Here is a 17,675-nt window from a genome sequence, read left to right on the forward strand (position 1 = left end):
CCGCCCTTGTTCCCGCGCAGGTCATTCCGCCGCCTCCACGACCGCATCCGCGCGTGGCTTCAGGCTTTGCGGGTCATAGGCCGGTTCGCCCAGCACCCGTGCGCTGCGCGGCTGGCCGTGGATCACCACCTCCAACGCCGTGCCAGCTTTGGCGGCATGCGGCTTGAGATAGGCAAAGGCGAGGATCTTGCCGACCGTGTGCCCATAGGCAACCGACGCGGTAGAGCCGACGACATTGCCCTCTAACAGCACCGCCTCACCGCCATGCCCGTCGCGCACCCCGTCGGGCGCAATCTCCAGATAGGCGCAGACCCAAGGCAAATCGGTGTTCAGAGTTTTGTCGCGGCCAAGATAGTCCTTATCCTCCCGCGCAAAGCGCAGCACATCCGCTTCCGCCAGCGTGACCTCATTGGTCAACTCGCCCGCCCCTTTGAAGCCCTTTTCCATCCGCATCACGTTCATCGCAAAGCTGCCGTAATCGGCAATGCCATGCGCTTCTCCGGCCGCCCAAAGCGCTTGATAGACGTCCAGCATCGCATCAGCTGGCATGTGCAGTTCCCAGCCCAGCTCGCCCGCATAGGACATACGGAAGGCCCAGATCGTATGCCCCGCGATGGCGATCTCCTGCGCCGAAAGCCAGCGAAACGCCGCATTATCCAGCCGCGCATCGGTGCATGCCGCGAGCACATCTCGCGTCCGCGGCCCGTTCAGAGACAGAGCGCCCCACGCCTCCGACAGCGCGGTCACGGTCACATCCTCGCCCGCGCGCTGCGCTGCCAGATGATCCAACAAGCGCTGCTCGAAGAAAGCCGCGCAAACAAGGTAATAGCGATCCTCCGCCATCCGCACAATGGTGGTTTCCAACTCGATCCGCCCACGGCGGTTCAGCATATGAGTCAACGTGATGGAGCCGTTTTTCTGTGGCATCCGGTTCGCTGTCAGCCGGTCAAGCAGGGCATAGGCATCCGGTCCCTCGACCATCACCTTGGTGAACGCGGTCACATCCATGATGCCCACCCGCTCGCGCACCGCCTTCACCTCAGCGCCGACCATCCGGTCTGTCTCCGTGCGGCGGAAGCTGTAGTGATCCTCCTGCGCCACCCCGTCGCGGGCAAACCAGCGCGGCCGCTCGAAGCCGTAAACCTCCTCGTAAACCGCGCCTTTCGCCTTAAGTAGCTCATACAGCGGCGATGGTTTGATCGGGCGGCCTGCCAGCCGGTTGAAATGCGGGAAGGGGATCTCATGGCGAAGGCAGTAATCCTCCTGCGCTTTCACCACCTGCCACTCTTTCGTTGCATAGCTGCCAAAGCGGCGCGGGTCATAATCCCGCATCGAAATATCCGCCGCCCCATGCACCATCCAGCGGGCCAATTCGCGCGTTAGTCCCGGCCCCCAGCCAATGCCAATTTGCGTGCCGCAGCAACACCAGTAATTCCGCACGCCCGGGGCAGGGCCGATCAGCGGGTTGCCATCCGGCGGATGGCTGATCGCGCCATGCACATCGCGGGTGATTCCCAGTTCGGCGAAGATCGGCATCCGGTTCAGGCTTTCCTCCAGCCACGGCATCACACGGTCATAATCCGCGTCAAACAGCTCGTTCTCGGCCTCCCACGGGCAATGGTCGATCCACACGCTGTTCGGGTTGGTCTTTTCGTAAATGCCGATCAGCCCCTTTTTCTGCTCCATGCGGATGTAGCCGGAAACCTTCCGGTCATCGCGGATCACCGGCAGTTCCTTCTCCAGATCGCGGAACTCCGGCACTTCGTCGGTGACGAAGTAGTGATGCGTCATCGAGGTCATCGGCAGTTGCAGCCCAGACCATTCCCCCATCTGCCGCGCATAGGTGCCGCCTGCGTTGACGACATGCTCACAGCGGATCGTGCCTTTTTCCGTCTCCACGATCCATTCACCATTGTCGGCTTGGGTGATGTGCGTCGCGCGGCAGCGGCGGAAAATCCGCACCCCCTTCGCCCGCGCTCCTGCGGCCATCGCCATAGTGACGTTCGTCGGGTCCACATGGCCATCATCCGGCGTGTGCAACGCCCCCAAAACACCGTCGAGATTGTAGAACGGATGCAACTCCGCCACCTGTTCCGGCCCCACCAATTCGATATTGAATCCAAGGCTCCGCCCGACCGAGAGCGTGTGCCGCAGCCAGTCCATCTCGTCCTCGGTATAGGCCAGCCGGAACGACCCGCAGCCATGCCAAGTGACCGCCTGTCCCGTCTCCGCCTCCAACTTGCCGGAATACAACCCGATATTGTAATCGACGCATTTTCCGAGGCTGAAGCTCGATGTTGAATGCGTGATCTGCCCCGCCGCATGCCATGTGCTGCCACTGGTCAGTTCCGCTTTTTCAAGGAGCACCGTGTCCGCGCCCCAGCCCTCGTGGCCGAGGTGATAGGCCAACCCGACCCCCATCACCCCGCCTCCCACGATGACGACACGGGCCTGAGTAGGGAAGTTGGAATCCTGCATTTGTCTGTCCTGTGAATGATCTTGCTGCGACTCGCATTTTCGATGGACAGGCTAATGGGACGTTTGTATCATCGTCAATCATGAATCAAACAAATGTATCACAAACTGTTCTCGACCGACTCGCTGGCGAGTGGGACAGCCTCACCCCCGAGGCGCAAAAGGCCGCGCGCTATGTGCTGGAAAATCCGGCAGATGTCGGCGTCTCCACCGTGCGCGAGATCGCGGAAGCGGCCAACGTCAAGCCAAACACCTTTGTCCGTATGGCGCGGCAGGTGGGGTTCGATGGCTACGAGGATTTCCGCGCCCCGTTCCGCGAGGCCATCCGGCAGGGCGGCGTCAGCTTTCCTGACCGCGCCCGCTGGCTACAAGGGATCAGCCGCTCCGGCGAGCTGGGCGGGCTTTATGCCGATATGATCGGCAGCGCCGTCCGCAATATCGAGGAAACCTTCGCCACCATCTCGGCAGATGATCTCAAAGCAGCGGCCGAGGCGATCTGGTCCTCGCGGCAGGTGTTCACCCTCGGTGTGGGGGTGAACAACGCCAATGCGCGCAACTTCACCTATCTCGCCTCCACCGGCATGACCCAGTTCCACGCCATCCCCCGCCCCGGGTCCACGGCGGTCGATGATCTCGCATGGGCCGACGGGCGCGATGTGCTCATCGCCATGACCTGCAAGCCCTACCGCACCGAGGTGATCGAAGCGGTGCAAATCGCCCGCGAGCAGGGCGTCACCGTCATCGGCATCTCCGACAGCCCCGCCAGCCCGATCATTCTGGCCGCGCAACATGGCTTCACAGTTGCCGTCGATACACCGCAGTTTTTCCCGTCTTCCGTGTCCACGATTGCGCTTCTCGAAACGCTCCTGAGCTTCGTGATCTCGGTTGCCAGCGATGAAATCGTCGAACGGGTCGAAAAATTCCATCTCCGTCGCCACCAGTTGGGCATTTATCAAGAGGATCGCTGATGACCGCGCCGCTCACCCATTCACTCGATGCCCGCTACTACACTGATCCCCTGATCTTCGAGGCCGAGCGCAAGGGCCTTCTCGCCCGCACATGGCAATTCGCCGGTCACGCCAGCCAGCTCGAAAATCCGGGCGATTACTTCGCGTTTGAGATGGCCGGCGAAAGCCTCTTCTGCATCAAGGGCCGCGATGGCGAGATCCGCACCTTCTACAACGTCTGCCAACACCGCGCCCACCAGCTTGTCTCCGGTGCCGGTTCCACCCGCGTTGTCGTCTGCCCCTATCACGCATGGACCTATGAGCTGACAGGCCAACTGCGCGCGGGGCCAAATCTTAAGGCGGTTGAGGGCTTCGACAAAAGCAAAGTCTGCCTGACGGCGGTTCGTACCGAAGTTTTCCTCGGTTTCATCTTCGTCAACCTCGATCCCGACGCCGCCCCGATGGATGACTGGTTCCCCAATGTCCGTAATGAACTGTCAGAATGGGTGCCGAACTGGGACAAGCTCAAACCCATCGAATGGGTAGAAATTCCCGAAAACTGCAATTGGAAGGTTTCGGTCGAAAACTACTCCGAATGCTACCACTGCTCGATCAATCACCCGACCTTCGCCACCGGCGTGATCAAGCCTGAAACCTATGACATCCAGCCCCAAGGCTACTGCCTGCGCCACACGACCGAGTGCCAGAGCCTTGAAAATATGACCTATGAGATCGACCGCTCCAACGCCCATGCCGAGGAGTATTCGAGCTGGTTCCTCTGGCCAATGTTCAGCTTTCAGGTCTACCCCGGCAATGTGCTCAACACCTATCACTGGCGCGCCGTGGATGCCGACCATGTGATCGTCTGGCGCGGCTGGTACACCGAAGAGGGCTGGGACAGCGAAACCATCCGCCGCCTCGCCGTGCAGGACCGCGCCACCACAGTCGAGGAAGACATCCACCTCGTTGAATCCGTCCAGCGCGGCCTCAAATCACGCGGCTATGTCCCGGGGCCACTGGTGGTTGATCCCCGCTGCGGCGTGAACTCCGAACACTCCGTTATGACCTTGCAAAAATGGATGCGCGAAGGTGTCTCCCCGCTCTAGCGGCGCAGGGATTATCCGGCCAGAACGCTCACAAAAAACACCAGACGGTTGCCCTCGGCAAAAACGTCGACAATGTACATGTTTTGATACCGCGCATCGAGCATGAGCCGCTCAAGATTTGGGACAGTGCCGTCGCACCATGTTCTTAAGTCCGCATTGGAGATCATCGACCGGCGGTTCAGGTCTGTAAAATATCCGTCCCATTCATCAAGGGGACCGGCCGCATTGAACCGATGCATATTCGCGCGATCTTGCTGGATCAGTCCAAGAGCATTGCCAAGCGCCGCGCCACGCGAATTCACGCGGTCCTGTGGATCGACGGCAAAGACATAGGTAAAGAGATGCCCCTTCGCACCTACCGGAACGCCTTCCCAATTCTTACAGGCCGGAGCCGCACTCGCCACAGTCGCGGCTATCGATAGAAAAATCGAGATTACAGCAAGTCGCAACATGGCTGATCCCTTCTCCGTGTTCAGGTTCTCTTCGCGGCGTTATGCATAACGCCCACTGTGCTAGGGATGATAATTTACCGAGCCATCTCTGCCAGATTTCCTATACTGATGCGCTGATTTTTGTTTTGCTCCCTGTTGTATCATTACGGCGTGATCGCCGTGAAAATTAGGCCCAGGCACTTGCGCTTCGCCATTCAATTGGGGGTGTCCTTGATGAAGATTTTCTTGTCCCTACTCTTCATGTTTTTAGCCACCGTTACGCGCGCAGAAACGTTCATTACCTCGGATCTCGACGGCGATGGTCACGCGGAAAGTTTTGAACTCATAGGGGCTGACATCGATGCGCTCGATGATGGTGCTGATCTCCTGATCCGCTCTGGCGCGACCACCATACGCGCGCGCGACATTGCTTGGGTCGGTGGGCTTTACGGCCAGCTTCCTATGCTCGTACGCGCGCCGAATGGATCCATCCTGCTGACGTCGATGAACGCGTCCGTTGGGCGTGATCGTTGGGAACTTACCCTCACCATAGCCTATCGCTCGGGTGTGCATATCGCATAGCTGGCTACACCTACCATTGGCGCGATACCTTGAACCCTGATGCGTTTGGCTCCTGCAATCTCAATTTGTTAACGGGGCGCGGCACTCTCACGACGCCAAATCAGAAGAACAAACCCGTTCGCACAGTGCTGTCAGCGCCTCGGGTCGAGGAGTGGTCCGCCTATGCGCCTCTACCCGCCGCTTGTGATCCTGACCTGTCGTAGCGCCATTTTTCTGCTTTGAAGTCGCCGCGCAAGGAAAGCATCGCCAAAGCTGAAGAGGGTGATGGTAACGCAGCGCCCGATGCGCGGTCCGCCGATCAGTTTCGCGGGGCGTCGATGCGCACCATCGCTTCATTTCTGCGCATGAACGGGAGTGTGAAAGGCCCATTATAGGTTGCCCTTATGACCTCTCCTCTTACGGAATGGCCATCTGCGTTCAATGCGTTTAGCAATTCGGTCCGAGCGCGTGCAAAGTTGCTCTCGGTAGCGCTGCCGCGATAGCTCCGCACAGCATAATAGCCGCCCTCCACGGAAATAATTTCGACCCGTGGATTCGTCGGCTGCGGCGCCGTTTCCGACGTGAATTCCTTTGGTAGGAAAAACTGCATGAACCCTGTATTTTCGGCAGTCGACTGCAAGACAGGTACCGTCATGGCAAACTTTTCGGATTGCGCGACAGGGACCGTCATACTGACCTTTTCGGAACTGGTGTTGGCACCAGAGATATATTGGGAGAGTAACCGGAAAGAGCCGTTCTGACTCCCTTTAGACCTTACTTGCGCAGCGAGGCGGTCTTCGTAGAGTCGGATCTCATAACCCTCCGCTTTGCTCACAACGTCAAAAGGGCACTAGCGCTAAGCCAGCGCCCTTGAGATTCATGTTAGTCTGTCAGTGGGTATCCTTTTCACTGTCTTTCGTCGCGAGATACCAAATGATAAGACCGAAGAGAATCTTATTCACGAAATCCGCTAAGTTGTAGACCGCATTCAGCGCGCCTTCATCGACCCCGCCCATGAAGTATCCAAGGACATATCCAATTGGATAAATGGCCCAACCTACCAATACAATCCAACGCATCGCATTAAATGCAGATTTGACAGATGTCTCGGCGGATGCCGCTGCGCGACCAGCTTCTCCTCCGTAGATTTCCCAGATTATGATCGCCCAACCGACCATACCGATCCAGAAACCCAAGCCTGCCGACATAATGCCCGCCTCGCCAAGGTAACCAAATATCAGCATCACCAAGGTGCCGACAAGGAGCCTCAAGAAGGAGCCGAAGCCGACACTTGCGCCTACAGCCCGTAAGATGATGTAGAATTCGATCATCAATAGCGGCACCGTGATCAGCCAGTCTATGTAGCGATAAACGATTGGGGTAGTTTGCTCGACGACCCAGTAGTCTCTCATGTAGTCATAATGAACTCCGGCGATCAGCGTCACCAAGCCTGCAACAAGCAGTGACAACCTCCAATGAGATTTTACCCGAAGTCCTTCGTAGAGAAAAAAGACAGTCGATGCGATCATTGCGACCGACACCAGCCAGAATGTGACCCCTACGAGATCACTGCTTTGTAAGAACATTTTTTCCATTTGCCCCTCCCTTGTTGAGCTACTTCAACAGTAGCGCGATTATTGGGAGCGACATATTGACACGCGCATACAAATTAGTCCCAAAAGGATACCTCTAGAGTGTGCGCTGCGGAAAAAAAACTGGCTAATTTATGAAAATACACCCTAGAGGCGAAAAAGAAACCCCAAGGAAAAAGTCGAACGTCAGCTTCTATAGCGATCCAAGACTGTGGATCGGTTGGGTTTTTGCGATTTCGTGGTCAATGCTGATAGTCCAACCACTTATAATGCTTTCAGCATCCCTGAACTTCTCCGGCACCTGACAATTACTCACTGACTGGACGGCGACTGAAATTCAGACGTGTGGGCTGTGATGGCGCAGCTCTGTTCATGGTTGAGGGGTACGGTCGGTTTGAACCGATGAGTTAAGATGCGAACCTCAACCAGAACATGACGCGAAAGTAATTCTGTTCCGCGACATGACGTACCGCTTCTCCACGTAATGGGAAATCGGGGGCACACTGCTGCGAGTCTCGTGGCTTCTCTGGGTGTCAATGCCACTTGGGAGTGCCGTCGGCGAAGTTTAGGTTTCTAACGTGATGTTCCCAAGGAAACCTACAGGGAAAACCTACGGGGAAAAGCCCCCTCAAGAGCTCTCAAAAGTCTTCAAAATAAGGATATTTGTACAAGTGGCAGCCCGTAGGGGAATCGAACCCCTCTTTCCAGGTTGAAAACCTGGCGTCCTAACCGATAGACGAACGGGCCACTTGGTGAGGCGGCTTTTAGGCAAAGCAGGGGGAGGGCGCAAGAGGGATTTTTCGAAAAAACATCTCCGGCAACGAAAAAAATCACCCCCGTGAAATTGCCTCTGCCGCATCTTCCAAACGCAGTTGAACCGACTGCCTCCCTTGCCAGACATTGATGTCCAAACGTCCCGCCAGATGGAACCGCGCGCCGCCGTGATTGAGCAGCCTTGGCCCCAGTGGGCCATCCATCGCGCCAAAGCAGATCGCGTCCAGCCGCGCGCCCATCCCGTCGCCAAAGCTGATCTTGAGGTGGTTTGCCCCAACCTGTTTGGCAAAGCTGATCTGCACATCGGGGAAGGCAAAGCGCGGGGCAGGGGCGCCCGCGCCAAATGGGCCTGCCTCCTCCAGTTGCGTCACCAGATCGACCTGCGCCGCACCTGGCATCAACAGCCCGTCGAGCCGCAAATCTGCTGGCCCCATCTGCCCCGCGCCTTGCCGCTCCAGCAGTTCTCCGAGCCGCGCCATCGCCGCTTCGATCTTGTCGGGTGCCACCGTTAGCCCCGCCGCCATCTTGTGGCCGCCGCCTTTGATCAGCAAGCCTTCACGCGCCACCTGATGGATCGCCGCCCCCAGATCAACGCCAGAGATCGAGCGCCCCGATCCCTTGCCCTCGCCATCCGCAAGGCCGATCACGACCGCTGGCCGGTTCGTCGCTTCCTTCAGGCGGGCGGCAACGATCCCAACAACGCCCGCATGCCATCCATCTCCGGCGGCCCAGACAAGCGGCCCCTCCAGCCCCCGCGCCTCTGCCTGTTCAAGCGCACTGTCACGGACCATCGTTTCGATCTCGCGCCGCTCTGTGTTCAGAGCATCAAGCCGCTCAGCCAGAGCCGCCGCTTCATGCGGGTCGGTGGTGGAAAGCAGCCAGGCGCCGAGATCCGATTTGCCAATCCGCCCACCGGCATTCACCCGTGGCCCCAAGAGAAAGCCCAGATGATATGCGTTCGGCGTTGCATCCATTCGCGCCACATCCGCCAGCGCCACCAAGCCGGGGCGTTGCCGTCGCGCCAAGACCTTCAGCCCTTGCCGGACAAAAGCGCGGTTCAACCCCGTCAGCGGTGCCACATCCGCAACCGTCGCCAATGCCACGAGGTCAAGAAGCGCCATCAGGTCAGGCCCGCTCTTGCCCGCTTCTCGCAGGCGGCGGTTCACCTCGACCAGCAACAGGAACACCACGCCCGCCGCGCAAAGATGCGCCAAGTCACCGCTTTCGTCCTGCCGGTTCGGGTTCACCACCGCGCACGCATCGGGCAGTGTCTCACCGCCCAAATGGTGATCGAGGATCACCACATCGGCACCCTCGGCGGCCGCAATCGCTTCATGGCTCAGCGTGCCGCAATCCACGCAAATGATCAGGTCATGCGCGCTGGCAAGGCTCTGCATTGCAGGCACGTTCGGTCCGTAGCCTTCGTCGATCCGGTCGGGGATATAGAGCGTCGCCTGCTGGCCCATATCGCGCAGCCAGCTGATCAGCAGCGCAGAGGATGCGCCCCCATCCACGTCATAATCGCCGAAAATCGCAATCCTTTGCCGCCCTTCCAGCGCCGCGATGAAGCGCGCGGCCGCTTTCTCCATATCCCGCAGGCTGCGGGGGTCAGGCATCAGCTCACGCAGCTTCGGGTCAAGAAATGCCGCCGAGTCAGTAGGGGTCACCCCGCGCCGCACCAATGTCCGGCAGACAGGCGCGAGCAGGCCCGTCAACTGTTCCATCGCCTCGGTGTGGCGCTCTTCCTCGACGGATGGTCCGATCCAGCGTCGGCCCGTCAGCGATTGCGTCACCCCGAGGAAAGCAGTCATCAGCGGCCGGTCGGGTGGCGGTAGCTCATGCGGCGCACCGATCCGGTCTTCGACCGCATCAGGATCGTCTCGGCGGTCAATGCGCCCGGTTCGCGCTTGATGCCTGGCAGGAGCGAGCCGTCGGTCACGCCCGTGGCGGCAAAGATGACGTCGCCGGAAACCATATCATCGCGGGTATAAACGCGGTCGAGGTTGGTCACGCCTGCGTTGGCAGCGCGGCCGCGCTCGTCATCATTGCGGAATAGCAGCTTACCAAAAATCTGCCCGCCCATGCATTTCAGCGCCGCGGCGGCCAGCACACCTTCTGGTGCGCCGCCAGAGCCCATATACATGTCGATGCCGGTTTTGTCCGGCTCGGCGCAATGCATCACGCCTGCAACGTCCCCGTCAGTGATCAGCCGGATCGCCGCGCCGGTGGAACGCAGCTCCGCGATCAGATCTTCATGGCGCGGGCGTTCCAGCACGCAAACGGTGATGTCCTCGGTCGAACATCCTTTCGCCGCCGCCAGCGCCGAAACGCGCTCCGACGGGCTCATCGTTAAAGTGACGACACCCGGTTTGAAGCCGGGGCCGATGGCGAGCTTGTCCATATACACATCCGGTGCATGCAGCATCGAGCCACGCGGCCCCATCGCGATAACGGCAAGCGCGTTGGGCATGTCCTTGGCGGTCAGGGTCGTGCCTTCCAGCGGGTCAAGCGCGATGTCCACCGCAGGGCCGGAGCCAGTGCCCACTTCCTCACCGATATAGAGCATCGGCGCTTCGTCGCGTTCGCCTTCACCGATCACCACCACACCGGCAATATCGAGGCTGTTGAGCTGGGTGCGCATCGCGTCCACCGCTGCCTGATCCGCTGCTTTTTCGTCACCCCGTCCGATCAACCGCGCCGATGCAAGCGCCGCCGCCTCCGAAACACGGGCGAGGCCCAGCGATAGCATTCTGTCATGAAATTCGGCGGCTTTGGACATGGGTATTCCTCTCTGATGTCTACGTCCCGCCTAGCCCGTGGGTCGAGAGGGCGCAAGTTTGTGAACGCTAACAGGCAGTAATCAAACCGCTTCGATGCGGATCGCCACAGGTTCACCCTCAACAACGCCCGTGCTGCGGAAGCCTTCCAGCGCCTCTTCCAGCGCCATGCGGGTCGTCTTGTGGGTCACGATCAGCACAGGTGCTGCCGTGTCCTGATGCCCGTATTGCCGCATCCGGTCGATAGAGACACCGGCCTCGCCCAACACCCGCGCGACTTTCGCCAGCGCACCGGGTTTGTCCTGCAATTGCAGGCGCAGGTAGTAGGGCGCTGGCACAGCGGCCCGCGCGGCGCGTGCCTTGCGCAGGGTCACGGCCGGTTGGCCAAAGACCGGCATGCGGAAGCCCCGCGCCAGATCAAGAATATCACCCATCACCGCGCTCGCGGTCGGGCCTTCACCCGCGCCAGCCCCGCGCAATACGATCTGGCCCACGCTGTCGCCTTCCAACACCACCATATTGGTGCCACCGTCGAGCTGGCCCAAAGGTGAGCTGTCCGGCACAAGGCAGGGCGACATGCGCTGTTCCAGCCCGCGGCCGGTCATTTGGGCCACGCCGAGCAGCTTGATCTTATAGCCCATATCGGCCGCCTGCCGGATGTCCTCGATGGTGATCGAGCCAATGCCTTCCAGCTCGACCGCATCAAAATCCACCTGCGTTCCAAAAGCGATGGAGGCAAGGATCGCCAGCTTATGGCCCGCATCAATGCCGCCGACGTCGAGGTTCGGATCGGCTTCCAGATAGCCCAGCTTGTCGGCCTCGTCGAAAACCGCCTCATAGGGCAGGCCCGCGCTTTCCATCCGTGTGAGGATATAGTTGCAGGTGCCGTTCATCACGCCCATCACGCGGGTAATCTCGTTTCCGGCCAGCCCTTCGTTCAGCGATTTGATCACCGGAATGCCGCCCGCCACCGCGGCTTCAAAGCGGATCACCCGGCCCGCCGCTTCGGCGTGCTCGGCCAAAGCCTGCCCGTTCACCGCCAGCATCGCCTTGTTCGCGGTGACAACATCCTTGCCCGCCGCCAGCGCGGCTTCGGTCGCGGCCTTCGCAGGCCCGTCCGAGCCGCCCATCAATTCAACAAAAATATCCACGTCGTCCCGCGTTGCGAGAACCACCGGATCGTCTTCCCAAGCGTAGCCGTCCAGCGACACACCGCGATCCTTGTCGCGCGAGCGGGCCGATACTGCCGAAATCTCGATTGTGCGGCCAGTACGCGCGGTCAGCAGCTCTCCATGTTGGCGAATGATCTTGATCAGACCGACACCGACCGTTCCGAGACCGGCGATTCCGAGGCGCAATGGGGCAGACATATGAGATTCCGTGGCTTGAAATGTTACCGCGCTGTTATCGCGATCCGCCCGTCTCTGCAACGCGCGATCTGGCCTTTTCAGGGCTGCCGTGCCCGCAATGCGTCGGCCCGCGCGCGCAAATCAGCACCTTCGGCGCTCGTGGCATTAGCAATAGCCGCGCCATCGGCGCTCATCCCGTCCGCACCCGCGAGGATATAGTCGATCGAGGTCAATTCCGTACCCGATACAGCGCCGCTCGGGGTCATGTCATCGGGCAGGGCGAGCGTTTTGGGCCAATCAGCGCAGCCTGCAAGCCCTGCAAGCACCAGCACCAGAATCGCATACCTTCTCATGAAAAAGCCCCGCCCGTTTGCACGGGCAGAGCCTATCTCGAAGCCCCTCGGCTGCACAAGCGGCGTCAGTGCGCCGGCTTGATAAAGGTGCCGTTGCGCAACTCGCGCATCGCTTGGCGCAGTTCCTCTTGCGTGTTCATCACGATCGGGCCGTGCCACGCGACCGGCTCCTCGATCGGCGCACCGGAAATTAGCAAAAAGCGAATGCCTTCCTCACCTGCCTGCACCGTGACCTCTTCGCCCGTGCCAAACCGGATCAGCGTCCGGTTGCCCGACAGGTCGCGGATGTTCACCTCCTCGCCCATCACTTCCTTTTCAAGCAGAACGCCCTGCGGCGCGGAGGCGTCGCTGAACCGTCCTGCCCCCTTAAAGACATAGGCAAAGGCACGGCGGTAAGTGTCGATCTTGAAGGTCTTGCGCACATTCGGCGGCACATAAATGTCGAGGTATTGCGGATCAGCGGCAATCCCGTCTACCGGCCCACGCTTACCCCAGAACTCGCCAACGATCACCTTCACACGGGTGCCGTCATCATCGATGATTTCGGGGATATCCTTGCCCTGCACATCCTGATAGCGCGGCGCAGTCATTTTCATGCTGCCGGGAAGGTTCGCCCAAAGCTGGAAGCCATGCATCTGGCCGGCGATATTTCCTTTCGGCATTTCCTGATGCAGGATGCCCGATCCGGCGGTCATCCACTGCACGTCCCCCGCGCCGAGCGTCCCCTCGTTGCCAAGGCTGTCGCCATGTTCGACCGTGCCTTGCAGGACATAGGTAATCGTCTCGATCCCGCGGTGCGGATGCCACGGAAATCCGCGCATGAAGTCCTCGGGCCGGTCATTGCGGAAATCGTCAAACAGCAGGAACGGGTCCAGTTCCGATGGATCCTGAAATCCGAAAGCACGGTGCAGTTTCACACCCGCACCTTCCATCGTGGGCATGGCCTTTCTGGCCTCAAGAGTCGGGCGAATCGACATAACAATCTCCATTGCGTTGCTGCCTTAAATATGGAGCGCGCCCCCGCGATTGCAATTTCTCCTACTGCGGTTTTGCGCAGAGTGTCCGTGCATTTGCGCGCAGCTGTCTTTCCCTCCGGTGCTTGTCAGGCTACATCGCTGTCACCCCAGTAGGAGAGCGCCCGTGTCCGATGACCTCTATACCGCCGACGAAAACGGCTTTTATGCCCGCCTCCATGCCGCGCCGATCCGCCGCCATGTAGCCTACGGGATGATCCTGCTGTTTGGAGCGGCGGTGCTCTATGTCCTCTTCCAATCCCCGCCCTCTGGCCCGTGGGTCGTTGTGATGCTCGCCATTGCCGCCGCCGCGTTCTGGGCCGCGATCCGCTTGCGCAGCGCGACGCTTCTTTGGATCGACCTCACCGAAGAAGGCCTCAGCGACAGCGCCGGAAATCAGATCGCAAGCTTCGAGGATATTGTCTCCGTCCATCGCGGTGTGTTCGCGTTCAAGCCATCAAACGGGTTCCTGCTGAAGCTGCGCCACTCCCAGCCTCTTGGGTGGCAGCCCGGCATGTGGTGGCGCTTCGGGCGCCGTGTTGGCATCGGCGGCGTGGTGCCTGCGATCAATGCCCGCTACATGGCCGAAACCATAGAGCACCGGCTCGCCGCGCGCCGCTAGGAGCCGAGGCCCACAGGCGATCGTCCGGTCTGCCTGTCATCGACAGTCTAAAATTCTGCAAGAATTTGCCGATAGGGACTATGTCCTTAATTCGGATTTTTTTGCGTTTTTATAAAGATTTTGCATGAATTCTGGCGTTAGGGTGGAAATCAGGGTGGAGGAGCCCGTTACAAGAGCCGCGCGCTGCGCGGGATAGAGGAGGCGAAAATGGCCGCAGCCGAAACACCGATTAAAGAACCCTCATTTCGTGAATCCGTTGATATCATGTTCAACCGTGCGGTGCGGTTGATGGATCTCTCCCCGGGGTTGGAGGAAAAAATCCGCGTCTGCAACGCAACCTATACCGTCCGTTTCGGTGTGCGTCTGCGCGGTGGGATTCATACGTTCACCGGCTATCGTTCGGTGCATTCCGAGCATATGGAGCCGGTCAAGGGCGGCATCCGCTATGCCACTTCCGTCAATCAAGACGAGGTCGAGGCGCTCGCCGCGCTGATGACCTACAAATGCGCGTTGGTCGAAGCACCGTTTGGCGGGTCAAAGGGCGGATTGTGCATTGATCCCCGCGCTTGGGAAGAACATGAGCTAGAGGCAATCACCCGCCGCTTCGCCTACGAATTGGCAAAGCGTGATCTGATCCACCCCTCGCAAAACGTCCCCGCGCCCGACATGGGCACCGGCGAGCGGGAGATGGCATGGATGGCCGATCAGTACATGCGGATGAACACCACTGATATTAACGGCCGCGCCTGTGTCACCGGCAAACCGATCAATCAGGGCGGCATTCAGGGCCGGACAGAGGCAACGGGCCGCGGCGTCCAGTTCGCCCTGCGCGAGTTCTTCCGCGATCCCCTTGACGTGGCGAAGGCAGGTCTTGTCGGCACGCTCGACGGTAAGCGCGTCGTGGTGCAGGGCTTGGGTAACGTGGGCTTCCACGCCGCCAAGTTCCTGTCAGAGGAAGACGGCTGCAAGATCGTCGGCATCATCGAACGCGATGGCGCTCTGTACGATGAAAATGGCATCAACGTTCCGGCTGTCCACGAATGGATGACCAAGCATGGCGGCATTGCCGGTTATCCCGACGCCATCCACCACGAACAAGGCGCCGCCGTGCTTGAGGCCGATTGCGATATCCTGATCCCAGCGGCGCTTGAAGGGGTGATCAACCTCTCCAACGCCGAGCAAATCAAAGCTCCGCTGATAATCGAGGCCGCAAACGGCCCCGTCACCGCTGGCGCGGACGAGATCTTGCGCAAAAAGGGCGTGGTTATCATCCCTGATATGTATGCCAACGCAGGTGGTGTGACGGTTTCCTATTTCGAATGGGTCAAGAACCTCAGCCATATCCGCTTCGGCCGGATGCAGCGCCGCTCCGAGGAAGCCCGCGCACAGCTCATCATCGATGAGTTGGAGCGCCTCAGCACCGAAAAAGGGCTCGGCGCGCTCAGCGACCGCTTCAAGACCGAGTACCTGCGCGGGGCAGGGGAGCTAGAGCTGGTCCGTTCCGGCCTTGATGACACGATGCGCACGGCCTTCCAGTCGATGCGCGCGGTTTGGCACGGGCGCGACGATGTCGAGGATCTGCGCACCGCCGCCTATCTCGTCGCGATTGACCGCGTGGCGGGAAGCTACCGCGCCAAAGGCTTGTAATCAAATAAAAACCCCAAGCGGGCGCCGTCACAGCGCCCGCTTACAATCCAAAGGCGAGCGCCCCGATTTGGCCACAATCGGGTCATGATGGCGCCCATTGCTTAAGCGAAAAGACTCTCTGCGTGGCCCCATGTCACGGAGAGTCGACAATGCAAATATTCAGAAAATTGCTCACAAAGTTCCACCGCGCCGAAGATGGCTCCGCCACCGTCGAGGCCGTCCTCTGGCTGCCGTTCTTCGTGCTGACATTCGTCATGATCGCGGATACGTCCTTCGTTTTCCACCGTCAGGCCGAGATCCAGCGCATCGTTCAGGATGCCAACCGCCTCTATTCGGTGGGTTTCCTGCAAAGCGAGAGCGAGACGGTCGATTGGGTCAAGACAGCGCTAACGCCGCTCTCGACAGGCGCAAGTGTCACCGCAACCGAGGATGGCGGCGTGATCCGCACCCGCGCCTTGGTGCCGGTCGAGGATCTTGTCGCGGTCGGCATGTTCGGCTTCCTCAGCGGCTACAATATCGGGGTCGAGACCGAACAGGTCATCGAATTCTTTTAGGATTATACCATGATCGCCCGTCAAGCATTCCAGCATCTGATCCGCCGCCTCGCAACGCGCGAAGACGGTGGCATCACGATTTTTGGGCTGTTCATGTGCGCCTGTGTGCTGATCCTCGGCGGTATCGCGGTTGATATTTCGCACCTCTACGCCGCTCGCACGCAGCTTCAGGTTACAACGGATGTCGCCGCCCATGCCGCCCTGCATAGCGTGAATTTCTCGACCCGCGATCCCGTTCAGGCCAAGATCGACGCACTGGCCACGGTCGAAGCCAATATGCCGAAATCCCGCTACGGCGAGGTCATCACGGCGCAAGACATCACCTTCGGCAACTACGACTATGACACACGCACCTTCACGCCTGATGCGACTTCGGACGACGCGGTTGCCGTGCGCGGCCGCCGCGCCCGCGCTGCCCGCAATCCTGTCTCCACATTCCTTTTGCGGCTGGTGGGGATCGACTATTTCGATGCGGTCACACAGTCGGTCTTTGTGACCTACATCCCAAGCTGTTTCCGCGAAGGCTTCGTGGCGAATAACACGATCGATATGCAGTCGAACAATATCTACACGGCCGGCTTCTGCATCCATTCCAACTCCCATGTTGAATTGAACAGCTCCAACGAATTTGCCGACAATACCGTCGTTTCCATGCCCAACGATGCCGATATCGTCACCCCCGGCGGCGAGCTGGACAGCAACCCCGGCCTTGAAGGGGCGCTTGATGAACACGCCTATAAGATCGGTGTATTGAAGATGCTGCCCGTCTGGATGGCCGATTTCGCGGCGGGCAATACCAACTTCACGCCCGATTACATCAATGCATCAGGCGTGATCTCCCTCACCGCCCCTCAGTTCAAAGCGCCAAACATCAAGAAAAACCGCATTCACCTCGTCACCTGCAACGGCAGCCAGCCGCTGAACTTCAGCTCCAATGTGGTGATCGAAGATCTGGTGCTGATCACCAATTGTCAGATCCACTTCGCGGCAGACGCACTCTTGCGGAACTCGGTCATCGCGACCACCAATACCGCGTCCAAGTCTATTTACGCTGGCGCCAACATCACCATCGGTGAGGATGACAACTGCGGCGCAGGCGGCGACAGCCAGATCCTGACCTTGGGTTCGGTCGAACTGACAGCCGGCGTGAACATCTACGGCAGCCAGATCATCGCGCAGGATGACATTTATCTTACCTCCAATGCCGTGGGTATCGAGGGCGCGTCGCTGATCGCGGGTGACCAGATTTCGATTACGTCGAATGGCTCGATGGGGTTCTGTGGGGGCGAGTCGATGACCCGTAATTTCGAGGTCGATTACTTCCGCCTCGCCTACTGATACGCCCTGCGTTTCAGTAAATCCGCAGCCGCTTTCAGCTTTCGTTGAGTATTTTCCCCGCGCGCCCGAAAATCGTCGCAGATAGAAAGATTTTGTCGAAAAGCGGCATTGCCTGCCGTTGTCGGATCGTTAACGT

The 17,675-nt window shown here is 59.6% G+C and carries 16 protein-coding genes and 1 tRNA gene; 7 read left to right on the forward strand and 10 right to left on the reverse strand.

From position 1 onward, the window contains the following. Positions 1 to 21 precede the first annotated feature (21 nt). Positions 22 to 2,478 carry an FAD-dependent oxidoreductase gene (locus AB1E42_RS04940; RefSeq protein ID WP_368345888.1) on the reverse strand — a complete coding sequence of 819 codons (2,457 nt, stop codon included), beginning with the start codon at positions 2,476 to 2,478 and terminating at the stop codon, positions 22 to 24. Between the two features lie 80 nt (positions 2,479 to 2,558). On the opposite strand from AB1E42_RS04940, the gene AB1E42_RS04945 reads away from it, so the two are divergent. Further along, entirely contained in the window at positions 2,559 to 3,443 is an 885-nt protein-coding gene (locus tag AB1E42_RS04945; RefSeq protein ID WP_368345889.1) for a MurR/RpiR family transcriptional regulator, read from the forward strand. After that, on the forward strand, positions 3,443 to 4,528 hold the full coding sequence (locus AB1E42_RS04950) for an aromatic ring-hydroxylating dioxygenase subunit alpha (protein ID WP_368345890.1): 1,086 nt from the start codon (positions 3,443 to 3,445) through the stop codon (positions 4,526 to 4,528). Before AB1E42_RS04945 ends, AB1E42_RS04950 begins: the two co-directional genes overlap by 1 nt. Before the next feature lie 11 nt (positions 4,529 to 4,539). Here the strand turns inward: AB1E42_RS04950 and AB1E42_RS04955 are convergent, their stop codons facing one another. Then, positions 4,540 to 4,980 carry a hypothetical protein gene (locus AB1E42_RS04955; RefSeq protein WP_368345891.1) on the reverse strand — a complete coding sequence of 147 codons (441 nt, stop codon included), beginning with the start codon at positions 4,978 to 4,980 and terminating at the stop codon, positions 4,540 to 4,542. A gap of 213 nt (positions 4,981 to 5,193) precedes the next feature. Here AB1E42_RS04955 and AB1E42_RS04960 point away from each other — a divergent pair, with 213 nt between their 5' ends. Next, a complete protein-coding gene (locus AB1E42_RS04960; protein ID WP_368345892.1) occupies positions 5,194 to 5,541 on the forward strand; it encodes a hypothetical protein in 348 nt (115 codons plus the stop codon). Positions 5,542 to 5,839: 298 nt separating this feature from the next. On the opposite strand, the gene AB1E42_RS04965 is transcribed toward AB1E42_RS04960, so the two are convergent. From AB1E42_RS04965 to AB1E42_RS05000, 8 genes are all read right to left on the reverse strand, one after another. Next, positions 5,840 to 6,355: a heme-binding protein gene (locus AB1E42_RS04965; protein WP_368345893.1), complete on the reverse strand. Its 516-nt coding sequence runs from the start codon at positions 6,353 to 6,355 to the stop codon at positions 5,840 to 5,842. Positions 6,356 to 6,410: 55 nt separating this feature from the next. Then, complete coding sequence (locus tag AB1E42_RS04970; protein ID WP_368345894.1) at positions 6,411 to 7,115, reverse strand: bacteriorhodopsin; 705 nt, start codon at positions 7,113 to 7,115, stop codon at positions 6,411 to 6,413. 669 nt (positions 7,116 to 7,784) lie between these two features. Next, a tRNA-Glu gene (locus AB1E42_RS04975) sits at positions 7,785 to 7,859 on the reverse strand. 83 nt (positions 7,860 to 7,942) lie between these two features. Continuing rightward, positions 7,943 to 9,697 carry a single-stranded-DNA-specific exonuclease RecJ gene (recJ, locus tag AB1E42_RS04980; protein ID WP_368345895.1) on the reverse strand — a complete coding sequence of 585 codons (1,755 nt, stop codon included), beginning with the start codon at positions 9,695 to 9,697 and terminating at the stop codon, positions 7,943 to 7,945. Next, positions 9,697 to 10,665, reverse strand: coding sequence for a class II fructose-bisphosphatase (gene glpX, locus AB1E42_RS04985; protein ID WP_368345896.1), 969 nt, complete (start codon positions 10,663 to 10,665; stop codon positions 9,697 to 9,699). The genes recJ and glpX overlap by 1 nt, the downstream gene beginning before the upstream one ends. A gap of 81 nt (positions 10,666 to 10,746) precedes the next feature. Beyond that, on the reverse strand, positions 10,747 to 12,033 hold the full coding sequence (locus AB1E42_RS04990; RefSeq protein ID WP_368345897.1) for a homoserine dehydrogenase: 1,287 nt from the start codon (positions 12,031 to 12,033) through the stop codon (positions 10,747 to 10,749). A gap of 77 nt (positions 12,034 to 12,110) precedes the next feature. Next, complete coding sequence (locus tag AB1E42_RS04995) at positions 12,111 to 12,365, reverse strand: hypothetical protein (protein ID WP_368345898.1); 255 nt, start codon at positions 12,363 to 12,365, stop codon at positions 12,111 to 12,113. A gap of 65 nt (positions 12,366 to 12,430) precedes the next feature. Next, positions 12,431 to 13,342, reverse strand: coding sequence for a pirin family protein (locus AB1E42_RS05000; RefSeq protein ID WP_368345899.1), 912 nt, complete (start codon positions 13,340 to 13,342; stop codon positions 12,431 to 12,433). Positions 13,343 to 13,505: 163 nt separating this feature from the next. Between AB1E42_RS05000 and AB1E42_RS05005 the strand changes: the two genes are divergently transcribed. The 4 genes from AB1E42_RS05005 (at position 13,506) to AB1E42_RS05020 (ending at position 17,539) form a co-directional block, all read left to right on the forward strand. Beyond that, on the forward strand, positions 13,506 to 14,000 hold the full coding sequence (locus AB1E42_RS05005) for a hypothetical protein (protein ID WP_368345900.1): 495 nt from the start codon (positions 13,506 to 13,508) through the stop codon (positions 13,998 to 14,000). Between the two features lie 207 nt (positions 14,001 to 14,207). After that, a complete protein-coding gene (locus tag AB1E42_RS05010) occupies positions 14,208 to 15,647 on the forward strand; it encodes a Glu/Leu/Phe/Val dehydrogenase (RefSeq protein WP_368345901.1) in 1,440 nt (479 codons plus the stop codon). A gap of 149 nt (positions 15,648 to 15,796) precedes the next feature. Next, positions 15,797 to 16,201, forward strand: coding sequence for a TadE/TadG family type IV pilus assembly protein (locus AB1E42_RS05015; RefSeq protein ID WP_368345902.1), 405 nt, complete (start codon positions 15,797 to 15,799; stop codon positions 16,199 to 16,201). A 9-nt stretch (positions 16,202 to 16,210) separates the two neighbouring features. Next, positions 16,211 to 17,539, forward strand: coding sequence for a pilus assembly protein TadG-related protein (locus AB1E42_RS05020; RefSeq protein ID WP_368345903.1), 1,329 nt, complete (start codon positions 16,211 to 16,213; stop codon positions 17,537 to 17,539). Positions 17,540 to 17,675: the final 136 nt, after the last annotated feature.

The organism is Pelagovum sp. HNIBRBA483, from assembly GCF_040931995.1.
GTDB lineage: Bacteria > Pseudomonadota > Alphaproteobacteria > Rhodobacterales > Rhodobacteraceae > JAEPMR01.